21 protein-coding genes are annotated in these 15742 nt (G+C 63.0%); 12 read left to right on the top strand and 9 right to left on the bottom strand.

The annotated features are described in order from the left end of the window. Positions 1-144: 144 nt before the first annotated feature. From NKH97_RS17665 to NKH97_RS17630, 8 genes are all read right to left on the bottom strand, one after another. Positions 145-1176, bottom strand: coding sequence for a peptidoglycan -binding protein (locus NKH97_RS17665; RefSeq protein ID WP_023811834.1), 1032 nt, complete (start codon positions 1174-1176; stop codon positions 145-147). A 1-nt stretch (position 1177) separates the two neighbouring features. After that, positions 1178-2203: a MotA/TolQ/ExbB proton channel family protein gene (locus NKH97_RS17660; RefSeq protein ID WP_013529124.1), complete on the bottom strand. Its 1026-nt coding sequence runs from the start codon at positions 2201-2203 to the stop codon at positions 1178-1180. A 104-nt stretch (positions 2204-2307) separates the two neighbouring features. Next, positions 2308-2994, bottom strand: a complete 687-nt coding sequence (gene trhA, locus NKH97_RS17655) for a PAQR family membrane homeostasis protein TrhA (RefSeq protein ID WP_164780293.1) — start codon at positions 2992-2994, stop codon at positions 2308-2310. 106 nt (positions 2995-3100) lie between these two features. Further along, positions 3101-3901 (bottom strand): inositol monophosphatase family protein, encoded by an 801-nt coding sequence (locus NKH97_RS17650; protein WP_023811836.1) that lies wholly within the window; start codon positions 3899-3901, stop codon positions 3101-3103. Positions 3902-3987: 86 nt separating this feature from the next. Further along, complete coding sequence (gene efp / locus NKH97_RS17645; RefSeq protein ID WP_352611396.1) at positions 3988-4554, bottom strand: elongation factor P; 567 nt, start codon at positions 4552-4554, stop codon at positions 3988-3990. 174 nt (positions 4555-4728) lie between these two features. Beyond that, positions 4729-5769 carry a tetratricopeptide repeat protein gene (locus NKH97_RS17640; protein WP_352554257.1) on the bottom strand — a complete coding sequence of 347 codons (1041 nt, stop codon included), beginning with the start codon at positions 5767-5769 and terminating at the stop codon, positions 4729-4731. Between the two features lies 1 nt (position 5770). Then, positions 5771-6418 (bottom strand): thiamine phosphate synthase, encoded by a 648-nt coding sequence (locus tag NKH97_RS17635; protein WP_352772959.1) that lies wholly within the window; start codon positions 6416-6418, stop codon positions 5771-5773. Positions 6419-6552: 134 nt separating this feature from the next. Next, entirely contained in the window at positions 6553-7458 is a 906-nt protein-coding gene (locus NKH97_RS17630) for a DMT family transporter (RefSeq protein ID WP_352772956.1), read from the bottom strand. A 134-nt stretch (positions 7459-7592) separates the two neighbouring features. Here NKH97_RS17630 and NKH97_RS17625 point away from each other — a divergent pair, with 134 nt between their 5' ends. The 3 genes from NKH97_RS17625 to NKH97_RS17615 all read left to right on the top strand — a co-directional run bounded on the left by NKH97_RS17625 (position 7593) and on the right by NKH97_RS17615 (position 9751). Further along, entirely contained in the window at positions 7593-8072 is a 480-nt protein-coding gene (locus NKH97_RS17625) for an Lrp/AsnC family transcriptional regulator (RefSeq protein ID WP_127296193.1), read from the top strand. Between the two features lie 62 nt (positions 8073-8134). Beyond that, complete coding sequence (locus NKH97_RS17620; protein ID WP_352772953.1) at positions 8135-8863, top strand: class I SAM-dependent methyltransferase; 729 nt, start codon at positions 8135-8137, stop codon at positions 8861-8863. A 117-nt stretch (positions 8864-8980) separates the two neighbouring features. After that, complete coding sequence (locus tag NKH97_RS17615; protein ID WP_352772950.1) at positions 8981-9751, top strand: sulfite exporter TauE/SafE family protein; 771 nt, start codon at positions 8981-8983, stop codon at positions 9749-9751. A 36-nt stretch (positions 9752-9787) separates the two neighbouring features. Here the strand turns inward: NKH97_RS17615 and NKH97_RS17610 are convergent, their stop codons facing one another. Then, positions 9788-10339 carry a DUF2269 family protein gene (locus tag NKH97_RS17610; RefSeq protein WP_352798190.1) on the bottom strand — a complete coding sequence of 184 codons (552 nt, stop codon included), beginning with the start codon at positions 10337-10339 and terminating at the stop codon, positions 9788-9790. Between the two features lie 332 nt (positions 10340-10671). Between NKH97_RS17610 and NKH97_RS17605 the strand changes: the two genes are divergently transcribed. From NKH97_RS17605 to ruvB, 9 genes are all read left to right on the top strand, one after another. Then, positions 10672-11052, top strand: coding sequence for a hypothetical protein (locus NKH97_RS17605; RefSeq protein ID WP_023811843.1), 381 nt, complete (start codon positions 10672-10674; stop codon positions 11050-11052). Between the two features lie 398 nt (positions 11053-11450). Beyond that, complete coding sequence (gene rcdA, locus NKH97_RS17600; protein WP_352678064.1) at positions 11451-11984, top strand: protease adaptor protein RcdA; 534 nt, start codon at positions 11451-11453, stop codon at positions 11982-11984. Positions 11985-12060: 76 nt separating this feature from the next. Continuing rightward, on the top strand, positions 12061-12582 hold the full coding sequence (ruvC, locus tag NKH97_RS17595) for a crossover junction endodeoxyribonuclease RuvC (RefSeq protein WP_352798186.1): 522 nt from the start codon (positions 12061-12063) through the stop codon (positions 12580-12582). 44 nt (positions 12583-12626) lie between these two features. Then, a complete protein-coding gene (locus tag NKH97_RS17590) occupies positions 12627-12896 on the top strand; it encodes an AbrB/MazE/SpoVT family DNA-binding domain-containing protein (RefSeq protein WP_128305341.1) in 270 nt (89 codons plus the stop codon). Then, positions 12874-13293 carry a type II toxin-antitoxin system VapC family toxin gene (locus NKH97_RS17585; RefSeq protein ID WP_023811847.1) on the top strand — a complete coding sequence of 140 codons (420 nt, stop codon included), beginning with the start codon at positions 12874-12876 and terminating at the stop codon, positions 13291-13293. Before NKH97_RS17590 ends, NKH97_RS17585 begins: the two co-directional genes overlap by 23 nt. 27 nt (positions 13294-13320) lie before the next feature. Continuing rightward, positions 13321-13941, top strand: a complete 621-nt coding sequence (gene ruvA, locus NKH97_RS17580) for a Holliday junction branch migration protein RuvA (protein WP_352798182.1) — start codon at positions 13321-13323, stop codon at positions 13939-13941. A gap of 68 nt (positions 13942-14009) precedes the next feature. After that, a complete protein-coding gene (locus tag NKH97_RS17575) occupies positions 14010-14294 on the top strand; it encodes an AbrB/MazE/SpoVT family DNA-binding domain-containing protein (RefSeq protein WP_023811849.1) in 285 nt (94 codons plus the stop codon). Beyond that, a complete protein-coding gene (locus tag NKH97_RS17570) occupies positions 14291-14695 on the top strand; it encodes a type II toxin-antitoxin system VapC family toxin (protein WP_352798179.1) in 405 nt (134 codons plus the stop codon). The genes NKH97_RS17575 and NKH97_RS17570 overlap by 4 nt, the downstream gene beginning before the upstream one ends. Continuing rightward, positions 14692-15729 carry a Holliday junction branch migration DNA helicase RuvB gene (ruvB, locus tag NKH97_RS17565; protein ID WP_023811851.1) on the top strand — a complete coding sequence of 346 codons (1038 nt, stop codon included), beginning with the start codon at positions 14692-14694 and terminating at the stop codon, positions 15727-15729. Before NKH97_RS17570 ends, ruvB begins: the two co-directional genes overlap by 4 nt. Positions 15730-15742: the final 13 nt, after the last annotated feature.

The following is a 15742-nucleotide window of genomic DNA, read 5'->3' as shown; positions in this document are numbered from 1 at the left end:
GTTCTCGGCCCAGGCGGCAAGCTAGGACCGCCCCGCGACAATGTGTAATTAAAAAAAGATAATCTTTTCAGGCCTTGCCGGCCTCGATATGCGCCCTAGAGTTGAGCCGACGAACAAGTTCGCGTGAGTTCGCGTGATGATGGATCAACGTTCGGTGAGCTTCAGTTCAATACGGCGGTTCTTGTTGCGCGCCTCTTCGGTGTCGGCGGGATCGAGCGGCTGGAACTCACCGAAACCGGCGGCGACGAGCCGGTTGGCAGGCACGCCGTTTTCGATCAGGAATTTCACCACCGAGGTCGAACGGGCCGTCGACAGTTCCCAATTGTCGCGGTAGCGGCCGGCGCCGGAGAGCGGCTTGTTGTCGGTGTGGCCGTCGACGCGCAGCACCCAGTTGATCTCGGGCGGGATTTCCTTCTGCAACTCGATGATGGCGTCGGCGAGCTTCTTCATCTCGACCTTGCCGGCATCGTTGATCACCTCGGAGCCGGTCGGGAACAGCACTTCCGACTGGAAGACGAAGCGGTCGCCGACGATGCGGATGTTCTCGCGGTCGGCGAGGATTTCGCGCAAGCGGCCGAAAAAGTCGGAGCGGTAGCGGTTCAACTCCTGCACGCGCTGTGCCAGTGCGACGTTGAGGCGACGGCCGAGGTCGGCGATCTTGGTGTTTGAATCGCGGTCGCGGATTTCGGAGACGTTGAGCGCATCCTCGAGCGCGCCGATCTGCTTGCGCAGTGCCGCGATCTGCTGGTTGAGGATCTCGACCTGGCTCAGTGCCTGCTGGCTGATCTGGCGCTGGCTGTCGAGTTCGCCGCCGAGCGCCGCGGCGCGCTGGTTGGCGGCGTCGCCGGCGCCCGCACCTTGCGCCAGCAATTGCTGGAGCCGGCTCCTTTCCGCTTCCGCCGCCGACAGCGATGCCTGCAGATTGGCCAGCGAGTCATCCTTGTCCTGCGCCGTCGAGCGCTCCAGCGCCAGCAGCTGCGTCAGTTCGTTGATCTGGGAGTTGAGGCGCGAGAGTGCCGTATCCTTGCCGGAGATTTCGCGTCCCAGCAGGAACTGCGCCAGCACGAAGACCGTGAGCAGGAACATAATCGCCAAAAGCAGCGTCGACAGCGCGTCGACGAAGCCCGGCCAGTAGTCGATGCGGCGATCGGTGCGCCGGCCCCTGGCGAGTGCCACTTCAGTGCACCCCGGGCTTCTTCAAGGCATCGGCGATCTTTTCCAGCGTGTTGCGCATCGCCTTCTGCTCGTCGGACTGGGCCTCGACCCAGTCGCGCATGATCTGCTGTTCCGAGCGCATGTTCTTGACCAGGCCGGAAATGCCGTCGGCGAGATTGGCCATGGCGGTGGCGACGCGCGGGTTGGAGCCGCCGCCATTCTCCTGCATGCTGCGCAGCCGTTCGGACAGCACCCGGATCTCGTCGGAGGATTCGGTCTTGGCTGGGTCGGCGACTACGATGTCCGACGACAGGTCGGTCACCGAGGACAGCCAGTTTTCCAGTTCGGTGTAGAAGCGCGTCTGGGCGCGGCCGGCCTGCAGGTCGAGGAAGCCGAGCACCAGCGAGCCGGAGAGGCCGAACAGCGAGGACGAGAAGGCCGTGCCCATGCCGGCCAGCGGCGCGGAAAGCCCCTGCTTCAGGGAATCGAGCACCGCGGCGGCGTCACCGGTGCCGGGATCGAGCGATTCGATGGTCTCGCGGATCGAGCCGATGGTGTTCAACAGGCCCCAGAAGGTGCCGAGCAGGCCGAGGAACACCAGCAGGCCGACGAGATAGCGCGAGGTGTCGCGGCTTTCGTCGAGGCGGGTGGCGATGGAATCGAGCATGGTGCGCATCGAACTGGTCGAGAAGGCCATCGCCGAGGAACGGCCGATCATCGCCTTCATCGGCGCCAGCAGCACCGGTTCTGTCGTCTCAGAGCCGGCACGGAAGGAGTTGACCCAGCGCACCTCGCGAAACAGTCGCCCGACCTGGGCGAAGGCCAAAAGGATGCCGACCACCAGCACGCCGACGATCAGGCCATTGAGGCCGGGATTGCTGCCAAAGGCGGTCGAGATTTGTCGGGTCAGAATGGCGGCGATGAAGGCGACGATGACCAGGAAGATCACCATGGTCAGCAAAAAGACCTGCGGGCTCGATAGTTTATGCGGGTCGTAGATCAGGACATCAGAACGTCTGCCCATGCCGAAGGATCTGAGAAAAGCCATCCGTGCCCCGTTTCCGATGCCGCCGCCGATCACGTAAACCGCGACTCTAAACGGAATTGTGACCAAATTGAATGGCGCTTGGCAATATTGCCGCGTCGATAGTGTCAGAGGCGATTGATGACCAGACAGTCAACCATGGCGGCCAGATGCAGGCCGGCGCCGGTGACGACGAAACCGTGCCACAGCGCGTTGTGGAAGCGCAGCCCCTTCCAGGCGAAGAAGATGACGCCGCAGGAATAGACGATGCCGCCGGCGACGATCAGCGCTATCGATGTCGTCGGCAGTGTCTGGACAAGCGGCTTGACCAGGATGATGCCGCTCCAGCCGATGGCGAGATAGAAGCCGATCGCCAGCCGGTCGAAACGGCCGGGAAAGAACACCTTGATGGCAATGCCCAGCACTGCCGCGGTCCAGACCAGCACGATCATCCAGCGCGCCAGCGGCGAGCCTTCGAGCTGCGCCAGGAAAGGCGTGTAGGTCGCGGCGATCAGCAGATAGATCGCGGCGTGGTCGAAACGCCGCAACACCCATTTTGCCGGCGACGACACCGGCCACAGATTGTAGGTCATCGACACCGAGAGCACGGTGAGCAGCGAAACCACGTAGAAGGCGGCGGCGATGTATTCGCCCGGTCCGACACGGAACGCCGCCAGCGCCAGCAGTGCCGAACCGGCCGATATCGCCAGCACGATGCCGACCGCGTGGACGATACCGTCTGCGATCATCTCGGCACGCGAATAGTGCCAGCGTCCGATGAACGGGATATCGGGGTAAGGTTCGTTGTCTCTCACTAAGCCGGGTTCCTGCACCGCGCCCTCCAATTTGGGCGCATGCCGGGCAGTATTTCAAGCTTCCATTGCGGTTTTGCGACTGCGGCGCATCCGCGCGGCGTGGCTGTCAGCGGGAGGAGAGCGGCTTCTTCACGACCTTCAGCAAAGCGCGCTGGATGACCTCGTTGCCGGCGACGACCGAACCGTTATCGAGCATGTCCTGGCCGCCGTCCATGTCGGAGACGAAGCCGCCTGCCTCGCGGATCAAAAGCAGCCCGGCGGCGATGTCCCAGGCCGACAGGCCGGTTTCCCAGAAGCCATCCATGCGGCCGGCGGCGACATAGGCGAGATCGAGCGAGGCGGAGCCGAGGCGGCGGACGCCGGAAACCTCGGCCATGACGTTGCGCAGTTCGACGAGGAAATTGCCATGGTGGCCGCGGCCGAGATGCGGCATGCCGCAGCCGATCACGGTGTCGACCAGCTTGATGCGGCCAGCGACGCGCAAGCGGCGGTCGTTCATGAAGGCGCCGCCGCCGCGTTCGCAGGTGTAGAGTTCGTCCATCGCCGGATTGTAGATGACGCCGGCGACGATCTGGCCCTGGCGCTCCAGCGCGATCGAAACGGCAAAGAGCGGAATGCCGTGCAGGAAATTGGTGGTGCCGTCGAGCGGGTCAACGATCCAGCGATGCTGGCCGTCGTCGCCTTCGACCACGCCGCGCTCTTCCATCAGGAAGGAATAGCCGGGCCGAGCCTTGGACAGTTCGGCAAAGACGATGTCCTCTGCCTTGCGGTCGGCCTGGCTGACATAGTCGCCGGGGCCTTTCATCGAGACCTGCAGGTTCTGCACCTCGCCGAAGTCGCGCGACAGCGAGCGGCCGGCCTTCATTGCGGCCTGGACCATGACGTTGAGAAGGGCTGAGCGTGCCATAGTGCTTTTTCCCGGTGCTGCGCTTTAAACTCCGCCTCGATGCATGTCGGTGACCCAGAACCGAGGCCACTTTGGGGCGACATGCGTCAGTCGGCGCGGCGCACGTAAGTGATTTCGTTGGTGTCGACGATGATGCGCTCGCCGGCGCCGATGAAGGGCGGCACCAGGACGCGGATGCCGTTCTCCAGGATCGCCGGCTTGTAGGACGATGCCGCCGTCTGACCCTTCACCACCGGGTCGGCCTCGGTGATGGTCAGCGTCACATAGTCGGGCAGCGAAATGCCGATCGGCCGCTCTTCGTAGAGCTGGACCGTCACCATCATGCCGTCCTGCAGGAAGGCGGCGCGATCGCCGACGAAGTCCTTGTTCAATTCGAGCTGCTCGTAGCTCTGGGTGTCCATGAACACCAGTGCGTCTTCCTGCGCGTAGAGGAAGGAAAAATCCTTCAGGTTGAGCCGGATCTGTTCGACGGTCTCGGCCGAGCGGAAGCGCTCGTTGAGTTTGGTGCCGTTGATGAGGTTCTTCAGTTCGACCTGATTGTAGGCGCCGCCCTTGCCGGGCTTGACGGTGTTGGTCCTGACCGCCACCCAAAGGCCGCCATCATGCTCGATGACATAGCCGGGACGGATTTCGTTGCCATTGATCTTGGCCATGATGAGATGATCCGGAATGATGCCAACGGCCACGCCGTCGGTATGGGATGTTCGCTGGGAAAGCGATTTCGGGCTCCCAAGACCACAAATCGCCAGAAGAGGCAAGGGAGCGGGCAGGTCGGTGCCAGGCGAGGGGAGCCGAGGTTACACTTGCAATGACCGCGAGAACCGCCGTCAAGGCAGCCGGTTGGCCTTCTGCAGCGCCTGCTTGGTCTGGTCGTCGTCCAGCCCCTGCAGGAAGTCGTCCATCTGTGGGTCGATGAGGCCGGCACGACGGGCGACGACGTACCAGGCGCCGGCAAGCACAAGGTCCGGATCGGTGCCGATGCCTTGCATATAGAGCTTGGCCAGGCGGTTCTGGGCGGCGACATTGCCGCCTTCCGCCGCCTGCTTCATCCAGCCGAAGGCGGATTTCAGGTCGCGCGCACCGCCGCGGCCTTCGATCATCCAGGCGGCGAGATCGATCTGCGCGGTGTCGTAGTTCTGCCTGGCTGCCTGCGCCAGCAGGCGCCTTGCCTGGGCGTCGTCGCGTGGCTTGCCGCCGACGCCATTGGCGTAGATCTGCGACATCGCATATTGCGCGTCCGCGAGGCCGGTCGCGGCGGCGCGCTCATAGTAGGAGACCGCCTTGGCCATGCCGGCATCGCCGGGGTCCTGCTGGACCAGCATCTGCGCGAAATTGAATTGCGCCAGCCGGTTGCCGGCTTCGGCGGCGGCCTGCATCAGGGCGTAGGCTTCTTTTCCATCCTTTTTGACATAGCGGCCGTCGAGCAGCATCAGCGCATACTGGAACTGCGATTCCGGCACACCCTGTTCGGCGGCCAGCGCGTACCATTTCGCCGCCTGCGCCGAATTGACCGGTACACCGAGCCCCCGCGACAGGATCTCGGCCACCAAGGTCTGCGCCGCCGGATCGCCGTTTTGCGCCCGGACCAATGCCAAATTGTAAGCTGTCTTGTAGAGACCGCGCTGGAAGGCGCCATAGGCCGCGTCGGCGGGTTTTGCGCCGAAGCGGTCGGGATTGACCGTGTCGGCCGACGGCAGCGGCGCCGGTTCTGCCGTGGTGGCGGGCTGCGGCAGCGGCTTGTCGATCGGCTTGTCGGTGTGCACGCCGATTTCCGGCTTGGGCTGCGGCAGCGGGATGGTCTCCGCGGCCGCTGCCTGGACCATCAGCATCGCAAGCAGGGCCTGGAGGGGAAGCCTCGCCGAGGGCACGTCAGTCCTCGAAGCGTGGCGCGGTTTCGTCGAGCAGCGCGTTGGCGCTGGCGACCGCTGTCCTAGGATCGGTGCCGTCGGCGAACACGGCGCTCGACAGCGCCACGAATTCGGCACCGGTGGCGCCCACGGCTTCGACCGAGGCGATGTCGGATCCGGCCATGACGATGCACGGGATTTGGATCATATCCGCCCACCATGCGCCGAGCGACAGGTTGCGCGGGTGCGGTTCGGGCTTGTTGTCGTAGCCGAAGCGGCCGAAGAAGATGTAGTCTGGCCGCGTCTCGCCAAGCTCGAGCGCGTCGTCACGCGTCTTGGCGCCTCCGGTGCCGACCATCATCTTTGCCTGGAAATGCTCGATCGTCTCGGCGAGCTCGGCCTTGGAGACCTCGACATGGATGCCGTCGGCCTGGACGCGGCCGGCTATGCGGGTGTCGCCGGCGATGATGACAGCAACGCCGGCGGCTTGCGCTGCTGGCACGATCTGTTCGGCGAAAGCCTGGAAGGAGGCTTCATCCATGCCGTTCTCGGGCAGGATCAGCGAAGCGACATCGCCGCCATCGAATGCCGCGGCGATTCGGGCAGCCGGCACGCCGGACGGCGCGATCAGCACGATGCGACAGCGATTGGGGGGCGTTGCTTCATTCATGGTTCTTCGGGTCCCGCGTCTCGCCTATGCCGGGCGAAGATGGTTGGATTGCGGCATAGAGCAAAGTGCCCGCTTTGAACAGGCGGGCAGCCGGGATCGCGATGTTTGACCCGCCGGGCAGCCGGCGGGGCGCTTCATTTGATCGGGTGCGGGCTCGCCACGGGCGGTTTGCCCTTCCACAGCGTCCAGCCGAGATTCATGCCGGCGGCGGCGATCAGGATGGCGGTGGCGCCGACGACCTGACTCAGATGCAGCCGATGGCCGAAGGCGACGACATCGACCAGTATGGCGACGACGGGATAGATGAAGGACAGCGATCCCTGCAGATGCGTCGGCAGCTTCTGGATGGCGCCGTACATCAGTATGTACATCAGGCCGGTATGGACGATGCCGAGCGTCGCCAGCATGGTCCAGCTCCAGGCATCGGCCGGAAGCTCTGCAAGATTGGCGAAAGGCGCCAGCATGACGACGCCGACGCAGACCTGGATCAGCGCGATCAGGTGCGGTGGCGTGCCCTTGAGCTTCTTGGTGACGATGGCGGCAACGGCCCAAAAGAAAGCCGCGCCCAATGCCATGACGATGCCGGTAAAATAGTCCGTGCCAACATCACCGGCGTCGGGGGCCGACTGCACGATCAGCACCATGCCGGCGAAGGCGATGGCCAGCCAGGTCAGCTTGGTCAGGGTCAGCCGTTCGGCGAAGAAAAGCGCACCGAAGCCGACCAGCATGAAGGGCTGCGTGTTGTAGACAGCGGTGGCGATCGAGATCGACGCGCGCGAGAATGCGCTGAACAGCAGCAGCCAGTTGACGACGATTGCGACACCGCCGAGCGCGGCGATGCCGATGATGCGCAGCGACAGCTTGTTGCGCAGCAATCCCAGCCCGGCGCAGATGATGAGCAGCGTCATCGCGCCGAAAGCGCAACGCCAGAACACCACATCCATGATCGGCTGGCCGGACAGGACGACGAACCATCCGATCGTTCCCAGGATGGCCATTGCGGCGGACATTTCGACCGTGCCGCGTACTGTCTCGTTCACAACAAACCTCCGTATCGGTTGAGCCGCAATAATCTCATGCTGCCGCGAAGCTTTCCATCTGATTGGAAAGGGTGTATGGCCTGTTGGCCTAATTATATTAGGAGAAACTCCAAATTATCGGGGAAAGAAAAAAGATGCTGGACGATCTCGACCGAAATCTCCTTGAAATCCTGGTCAAGGATGCGCGAACCTCGCTGAAGGAGCTGGCCGCCCAGGTCGGACTGTCGTCGCCAAGCGTTTCGGAGCGGCTGCGACGGCTCGAGGAGCGCGGCGTCATCCGCGCATTCACCGTCGAGATCGATCCGCTGGCGCTCGGCTATACCTTGCAGGCGATCGTGCGCATCCGGCCTTTGCCGGGCAAGCTGCACATCGTCCAGAAGCTGATCGAGGACATCCCCGAATTCGGCGAATGCGACAAGGTGACGGGCGATGACTGTTTCGTCGCCCGGCTGTTCGTGCGTTCGATCGGCGATCTCGACGGGATTCTCGACCGTATCGCAGACAAGGCCGAGACAAGCACCGCCATCATCAAGGCGCAGCCGATCCGGCGGCGTCCACCGCCGCTCGATGCAGCTTCACCGCGCGACAGGGCAAAGGTCTTGCAGGCATCCTGATCGAGTTGGTGGAAAGCCGGTGGCCGGTTGGTTAGTGTGCCGGCCCAAACGAGGCCGGAACCATGGCGCAGAACATATACGACCGTGAGGATTTCTTCGCAGGCTACAGCCAGCTCGGCCGTTCGGTCGAAGGGCTGGAGGGTGCCGCCGAGTGGGCGGCACTGCGCGCCATGCTGCCCGATGTCGGCGGCTTGAGGGTCGTCGATCTCGGCTGCGGCTTCGGCTGGTTCTGCCGCTGGGCCCGCGAGCATGGGGCGGCGCAGGTGCTTGGCCTGGATCTGTCGGAGAAGATGCTTGCCCGGGCAAGGGCCGCCGGCCCGGATGCGGGCATAGACTATGAGACGGCCGATCTCGATCGGCTCAGCCTGCCGGAAGCCAGCTTCGATCTCGTCTACAGCTCGCTCGCCTTGCACTATGTCGAGGATGTGTCGCATCTGTTCGGGACCGTGCATCAGGCCCTGGCGCCTGGCGGGCATTTCGTTTTTTCGACGGAACATCCGATCTTCATGGCACCCACCAATCCCGGCTGGGCGATCGATGCCGAGGGCCGCAAGACATGGCCTGTCGACCAGTATCTAGTGGAAGGACCGCGCAGCACCAACTGGCTGGCCAAGGGTGTCGTGAAACATCACCGCACGATCGGCACCACTCTCAACGCTCTGATCCGGTCCGGCTTCACAATCGGCGATGTCGAGGAGTTCCGCCCGACCGATGCGCAGATCGCGGCCAAACCCGAACTGGCCGAGGAACTAGAGCGGCCGATGTTCCTGCTGGTCTCGGCCCGTCGATAGGCACAGGCCGCCGTCAGCCAACGGATGGGGCGGCCATGCCGATATTTGCTGTCGCTCCGCTCGGGATTCTGGGCTATTCAAGCGTCGATACGCTTCCCTCCAGACCAGTCCCCTCCCATGTCCGGCCTGCTTCTCGATCCGTGGTTCTATGCGGCTGCCCTTCCGGCGGTCATTCTGGTCGGCCTGTCCAAGGGCGGGTTCGGCGGCGCTGTGGGCTTCGTCGGTGTGCCGCTGATGGCGCTGACCATGCCGCCGGTGCAGGCGGCCGCCATCCTGCTGCCGATCCTGTGCCTGATGGACATCGTATCGGTGTGGACATGGTGGGGTGTCTATGACCGCAGGATGCTGGTCGACATGATGCCGGGCGCCGTCATCGGCATTGGTCTCGGCTGGCTGACGGCGGCATTCGTCACCGAAGAGGCGGTGCGGCTGATCGTCGGCGCCGTCGCCATCATCTTCGTCCTGCGCTGGCTCTATCTGCAGTTCCGCCATGGCGCCGATCACGCGGCGGCGCCCAACCGCGTGGCCGCCGCCGTCTGGGGCACGGTCGCGGGTTTCACCAGCTTCGTCGCCCATGTCGGCGGGCCGCCCTTCCAGGTCTATGCCTTGCCAATCCGGCTCGATCCGAAGGTTCTGTCGGGCACCGCCGCGATCTTCTTTGCCGCCACCAATGCGCTGAAGCTCGTGCCCTATTTCGCGCTCGGCCAGTTCGACACCGCCAACCTGACGGCGTCGGCGGTGCTGATGCCGCTGGCGCCGCTGTCGACCATCGCCGGGGCGTGGCTGGTGCGACGGATGCGCCCGGAAACCTTCTATCCCTTCACCTACGCAACCGTCGCGGTCGTGGCGCTGAAGCTGCTTTGGGACGGCATCGCTGGCTTGATGTAGAAAGGCGGCCGCGCAGCCGCCCTGTTTATCCGGGGGTCACGCGGCGCTCGGCACGAGGCGACGGTTGCCGCCAAAGGCCAGTGTGGCGCCGGCCACGACGACCAGCACCATGCCGGCGAGGATGCCGATATCATGCGCGGTCGGCTTGAGCACCATGTCGGCGATGATCACCAGCATCACCGCATAGTCGAAGCGTGCCGCGCTCATCATGCGCTGACCGATGGCAAGAACAGCCGGTGTGACGCCCTCCTTGGCGATCATTGCGCCCATGCGCTCGCCGGTCGGCTTGAAGATGAACATGCCGATCGAAAAGGTCGTGGCGTAGCCGGCCAGGCCGATGAGGATCCATAGGTCGGAGAAGCCGACCCAGAACCAGCACATGATGAGGCCGAAAATCAGCGTCAGCATCGACATCGGCGCGAAAAACCTGCCGCCCAGCTGACCGCTGGCGCGCATTGCCTGCAGTTTTTCCTCGATGTTGCCCGCCCGCTCGGCAAGCATGCCCAGCAGGAACAGCACGAAGCCGCCTCCGACCCACAGAATGGCGGTAGTGACGTGGAGGAATTTGACGATCGAGTACCAGTCCATAGGTTGCTCCTGCAGTGTCCGGTCAGGTTTGCGGCAGCGCTGATTTGCGCCGGCCGTCAGAGGAGCGGGCGTTTTGCGTGGTGCCTGTTTCGGTACGATGTCGCGAAAAATTCGGCTCTGTTTCAGCCTGCCCTCAACTTACGAAGTCGCCGAGATTGTGAATGCACTATCTGATTTTCTGCTAATATACGGATGTCGGGAGGGGTTGGCGCGACATCGTCCGGATACGTTACCGATGCTAGTGCGCCAATGCCGGGAGCCCGGTGGCGACAACAATCGCCTGACGATCAACCCATTCCCGCAAACGGGAAAAGGCAATTCGGGGGACCATTATGCAAGGGATAGCACGGAATTTCTTCACGCTGGCCATCATCTATTCGCTGTGCGGCATGGCGCTCGGCCTGTACATGGCGATCAGTCAGGATCACGGACAGATGCCGACCCACGCCCACACGATGGTGGCCGGATGGCTGATGTCGGCGGTCTTCGCCTTCTTCTACCATTTGTTTCCGGCAATCGGGCAGAAGACGCTCGCTACCGTTCATTTCTGGCTGACCGCAATCAGCGGTATCGGCCTGCTGATCGGCCTCTATTTCCTGCTTGCCGGCAATGCCGCGATCGAACCGCTGGTGGCGGCCTCCTCGATGGGCTTCTACGCGGCCATGCTGTTGTTTGCCTTCATCGCCTTGCCCGCCGTCTGGAGGACAGCCTGAGCTAGCCTGACGTAGGAGATGCTGTGCTGTTACGGCACAGTATGGCGGCGTTCGGTCAAAAAACATCCGCGCCGTTAAGGCTTCATTAAGCTTTACAGGTGTTTACTATGTTCATCCAGTGATCTGGATTCTTACCGAGTGGTTGGAGCCACTTTGTTTGACGCCTCCCTGTTAAACTCCTGAGAGCCGCCTTATCCGCGGCTCTTTTTTTGTCTTCATTTCCCTTTTTGTCCGCATCTCGGCGGGGGCCGCCCAATGGCGGCTCGCCGTTAACCTTCTGTTAAACATGTGCTTGCCTTCGCCAGTGACGAAGCGCATTTTCAAGCTTCAGTCAGATAGGGTTCCGGGTGTATCGGCAGGGAGCCGAATCGGCCGGTTGCAAGTGCAGGGGCGTATCAATGAACGAGCCTTCGAAGGGCAGTGCGAAAACCGTCAAGCTGGCGGAGCGCCGGGTTTTCTCGCAATCCTTCAAGCCGCTTTACCAGGAAGGCATGGGCCTGGTCGAACAGGCCGCCGAATATCTCGACGGCAAGGGCCGGGCCGAGGCAAAGAAACTGTCGCGGCTGGGCGCCACGCTCTATGCGGCCGAATCGATGCGGCTGACCACCAGGCTGATGCAGGTTGCGTCCTGGCTGCTTTTGCAGCGCGCCGCCAATTCCGGCGAGATGACCCGCGACCAGGTCGCGTCGGAAAAGTCCAAGGTGCGCCTCGACACCGCTTCCGCCCATGACGAAGCCACCGGCTGGGCCGAGCTGCCCGAGGATTTCCTCGACCTCGTCACCCGCTCGCTGCGCCTGCAAGCACTGGTGCGCCGCATGGACGACGAGATCTATGGCTCGGGCGCCTTGGTCGACATGCAACCGATGGCGCGCCGCCTCAATCCGGTTTCCGACCAGATCAGCCTGCTCAACACGGCTTTCGCTCGGGGTTAGACCTCGGTCTGTCTTTCTGTTTCCGGTTTGTTCACATTTCGCTGGCATCGCTGTGGGCCGGAGGTAAAGTCGGCAAATGGCGGAAGCGATTCGCATCATCGGTATCGATCCGGGGCTTCGGCGCACCGGCTGGGGCATCGTCGAAAGCCTCGGCAATTCGCTGCGCTTTATTGCTTCAGGCACTGTGAAGTCCGACGACAAGGCGGCGCTGGCAACGCGGCTGTGCCAGCTGCATGACGGGCTGGCGGATATCCTGCACAGCGCGATGCCGCACGAGGCGGCGGTCGAACAGACCTTCGTCAACAAGGACGCCGTGGCGACGCTGAAGCTCGGCCAGGCACGTGGCATCGCCATGCTGGTGCCGGCGCGTGCCGGTCTCGTCGTTGCCGAATATGCGCCCAACGCCGTCAAGAAGGCGGTGATCGGCGTTGGTCATGGCGACAAGAAGCAGATCCACATGATGGTGAAGGTGCTGTTGCCAAAAGCCGTCTTCGACACCGAACATGCCGCCGACGCGCTGGCCATCGCCATCTGCCACGCGCATCATCGGCAAAGCGTGGCCTACAGGATGGCGCTGGCCGGCCAGCTATGTTCTTGACTTGTTCACGTTGCAGGGATAAGTAATACCGCAGAGGTATTACCATGCGCGTGACCACCAAGGGGCAAGTTACAATCCCCAAGCCGATAAGGGACCGTCTGGGCATCGCCCCGGGCTCCGAGGTGGAGTTTGTGGCCACCGACGAGGGCGTTCGGCTGGTTGCCGTCAAGGAGAACCTCTCCCAGGAAGAGAAATTGCGCAGGTTCAGCGATGTCCTCGACCGGATGGAGGGGACGTTGGATCTGGGAGGCATGACCACCGATCAGTACATGGAGTGGTTGAGGGGGCCGCGTGAAGATCTCGACGTTGATTGACACAAATGTCCTGATCGACGTCTGGGGACCGGCCGGACCGCTGACAACATGGTCGGCGTCGGCGATTGCTTCCTGCCGCCGTGATGGAGCCTTGGTGGTCAACACCATCATTTGGTCCGAACTCGCGCCACTGATAGCGACGGAAACGGCGCTTCGAAAAGCAGTCGACATGCTTGAGATGGATCGCGAACTTGTACCTTGGGACGCGGCATTCCTTGCCGGCGTCACGCATTCCCGCTATCGCCGGGCCGGTGGCATCAGGGAAAGAACCTTGCCCGATTTCTTTATCGGCGCTCACGCGACCGTCGCTGGACATCGTCTTTTGACCCGCGACGCCGCGCGTTACCGCAGTTACTTCCCGGAGCTCGACATCATCTCTCCTGAGACGCACCCATGAGAGCCCATCTTCCATGAAAGGTCTGGCATGATCGGCAAGCTCAAGGGCACGCTCGACGAGGTCGACGAGGACCATTGTCTCGTCGATATCCATGGCGTCGGCTATGTCGCCTATTGCTCGGCGCGCACGCTGGCCGCGCTGCCTTCGCCCGGCGAAGCGGTGGTGCTGTTCATCGAGACCTATGTGCGCGAGGACATGCTGCGCCTCTACGGCTTCCAGTCGCAGCTCGAGCGCGAGTGGTTCCGGTTGCTGATGAACAATGTGCCGGGCGTCGGCGCCAAGGTGGCGCTGGCCATCCTGTCGACGCTGGCGCCGGCGGATCTCGCCAACGCCATTGCGCTGCGCGACATCGCCATGGTTTCGCGCGCGCCCGGCGTCGGCAAGAAAGTGGCCGAGCGCATCGTCACCGAGTTGAAGAACAAGGCGCCGGCCTATGCCGGAACCGCCTCGGGCACCATGGGCCTGAAACAGGAGCTCGGCGACGGCGTGGCATCCGTGCCGATAACCGACGCGGTCTCGGCGCTGGTCAATCTCGGCTATTCACGCGACACCGCCGCCAATGCGGTGGCGGCGGCGCTGAAGACAGCGGGCGAGGATGCCGATGCGCCGAAGCTGATCCGTTTCGGGCTGAAGGAACTGGCGCGGTGATATGGTTGTTGGAAAAGAAAATTCCAACTATCATATGATTGGTAGGAAATTTCTTAGAAAGTAAGAAAATGGGTGCTTACGCCAGTCTGACCTCGAAGGGTCAGCTTACAATTCCAAAAGATGTCCGGGATGCGCTGTCACTCAAAACGGGTGACATGATCGCCTGGACGGTCATGGATGGCTACCTGATTGGAACGCCGCGCAATCTCGACTTTGCGGACCTCGCCGGATTTCTGGGCGATCCGCCCGGCGGTCCGGCCTCACTGGAGGAAATCGACCTCGCGGTGCGGGATGCAGTTGGTAGGCATGTTGTCGGAGACGGATCGCAAGGCGGACGAGAGGGCGACGAGTGACGTCGATCGGCATTGATACGAACGTTCTGCTTCGAATGGTGCTGAACGACGATGCAGAGCAACGGGCGAAAGCCCTCGCATTCGGCGAAGGCCTCAGCGACGATGCTCCCGGCTTCGTCAGCTTGATCGTGCTGGTGGAATTCAGCTGGTCGTTGATTTCGCGCTACAGACTACCGAAAGAGCAGATGCAGGCGGCAATCCAGAGACTGTTGAAGGTCAAGACACTGTTGTTCGAAGATTTCGATGCCATCGTGGTTGCGCTCGAAAGATCGAATTTGCCGCAGGTGGATTTTGCCGATGCGCTGATCGCCGAGCACAATCGAAATCTGGGTTGCTCGCATACAGTTACGTTCGATCAGCGGGCCGCCGAATCTATTGCCAGTATGGAACTGCTCGCATGAGCCTGTCGCCCCGCCTGATTGCGCCGGAAAAACGCGGCGAGGATGCCGAGCAGACCTTGCGACCGCAGACGCTCGACGATTTTGTCGGCCAGGCGGCGGTGCGGGCCAATCTCAAAGTGTTCATCGAGGCCGCCAAGGGCCGCAACGAGGCGCTCGACCATGTCCTGTTCGTCGGACCGCCGGGCCTCGGCAAGACGACGCTGGCGCAGATCATGGCGCGCGAACTCGGCGTCAATTTCCGCTCGACCTCCGGCCCGGTCATCGCCAAGGCCGGCGATCTTGCAGCCCTGCTGACCAATCTCGAAGAAGGCGACGTGCTGTTCATCGACGAGATCCACCGGCTGAGCCCTGCGGTGGAGGAGATCCTCTATCCGGCGATGGAGGATTTCCAGCTCGACCTGATCATCGGCGAAGGTCCGGCGGCGCGCTCGGTCAAGATCGACCTCGCCCGCTTCACCCTGGTCGCCGCCACCACCCGGCTTGGACTGCTCACCAACCCGCTGCGCGATCGTTTCGGCATTCCGGTGCGACTCAATTTCTACACGGTCGAGGAGCTGGAGCAGATCGTGCGGCGTGGCGCCCGCATCCTGCAAATGCCGCTCGGCGACGACGGCGCGCTGGAGATCGCGCGGCGTGCGCGCGGCACACCGCGCATCGCCGGCCGGCTCTTACGCCGTGTGCGCGATTTCGCCTCGGTGGCCGGCGACGGCCATGTCGACCGCAAGATCGCCGACGAGGCGCTCACTCGGCTGGAGGTCGATGCGCTCGGCCTCGACGCGCTCGACCGGCGGTACCTCAGCATGATCGCGCGCAATTTCGGCGGCGGGCCGGTCGGCATCGAGACGATCGCCGCCGGCCTATCCGAGCCGCGCGACGCCATCGAAGACATCATCGAGCCCTACCTGATCCAGCAGGGCTTCATCCAGCGCACGCCGCGCGGCCGCATGCTGACGGCCAATGCCTGGCGCCATCTCGGCCTCGACGCGCCGAAGGATCTGGCGCAGCAGCAGATCAACCTGTTCCAGGAAGAGTAATTTTCCAGCGCGC

Origin of the sequence: Mesorhizobium sp. M0870, assembly GCF_040319775.1 — a bacterium.
In the GTDB taxonomy this organism is placed as follows: domain Bacteria; phylum Pseudomonadota; class Alphaproteobacteria; order Rhizobiales; family Rhizobiaceae; genus Mesorhizobium.
The sequence above is the reverse complement of the archived record's forward strand: the minus strand, read 5'-3'. Positions and strand labels throughout refer to the sequence as shown.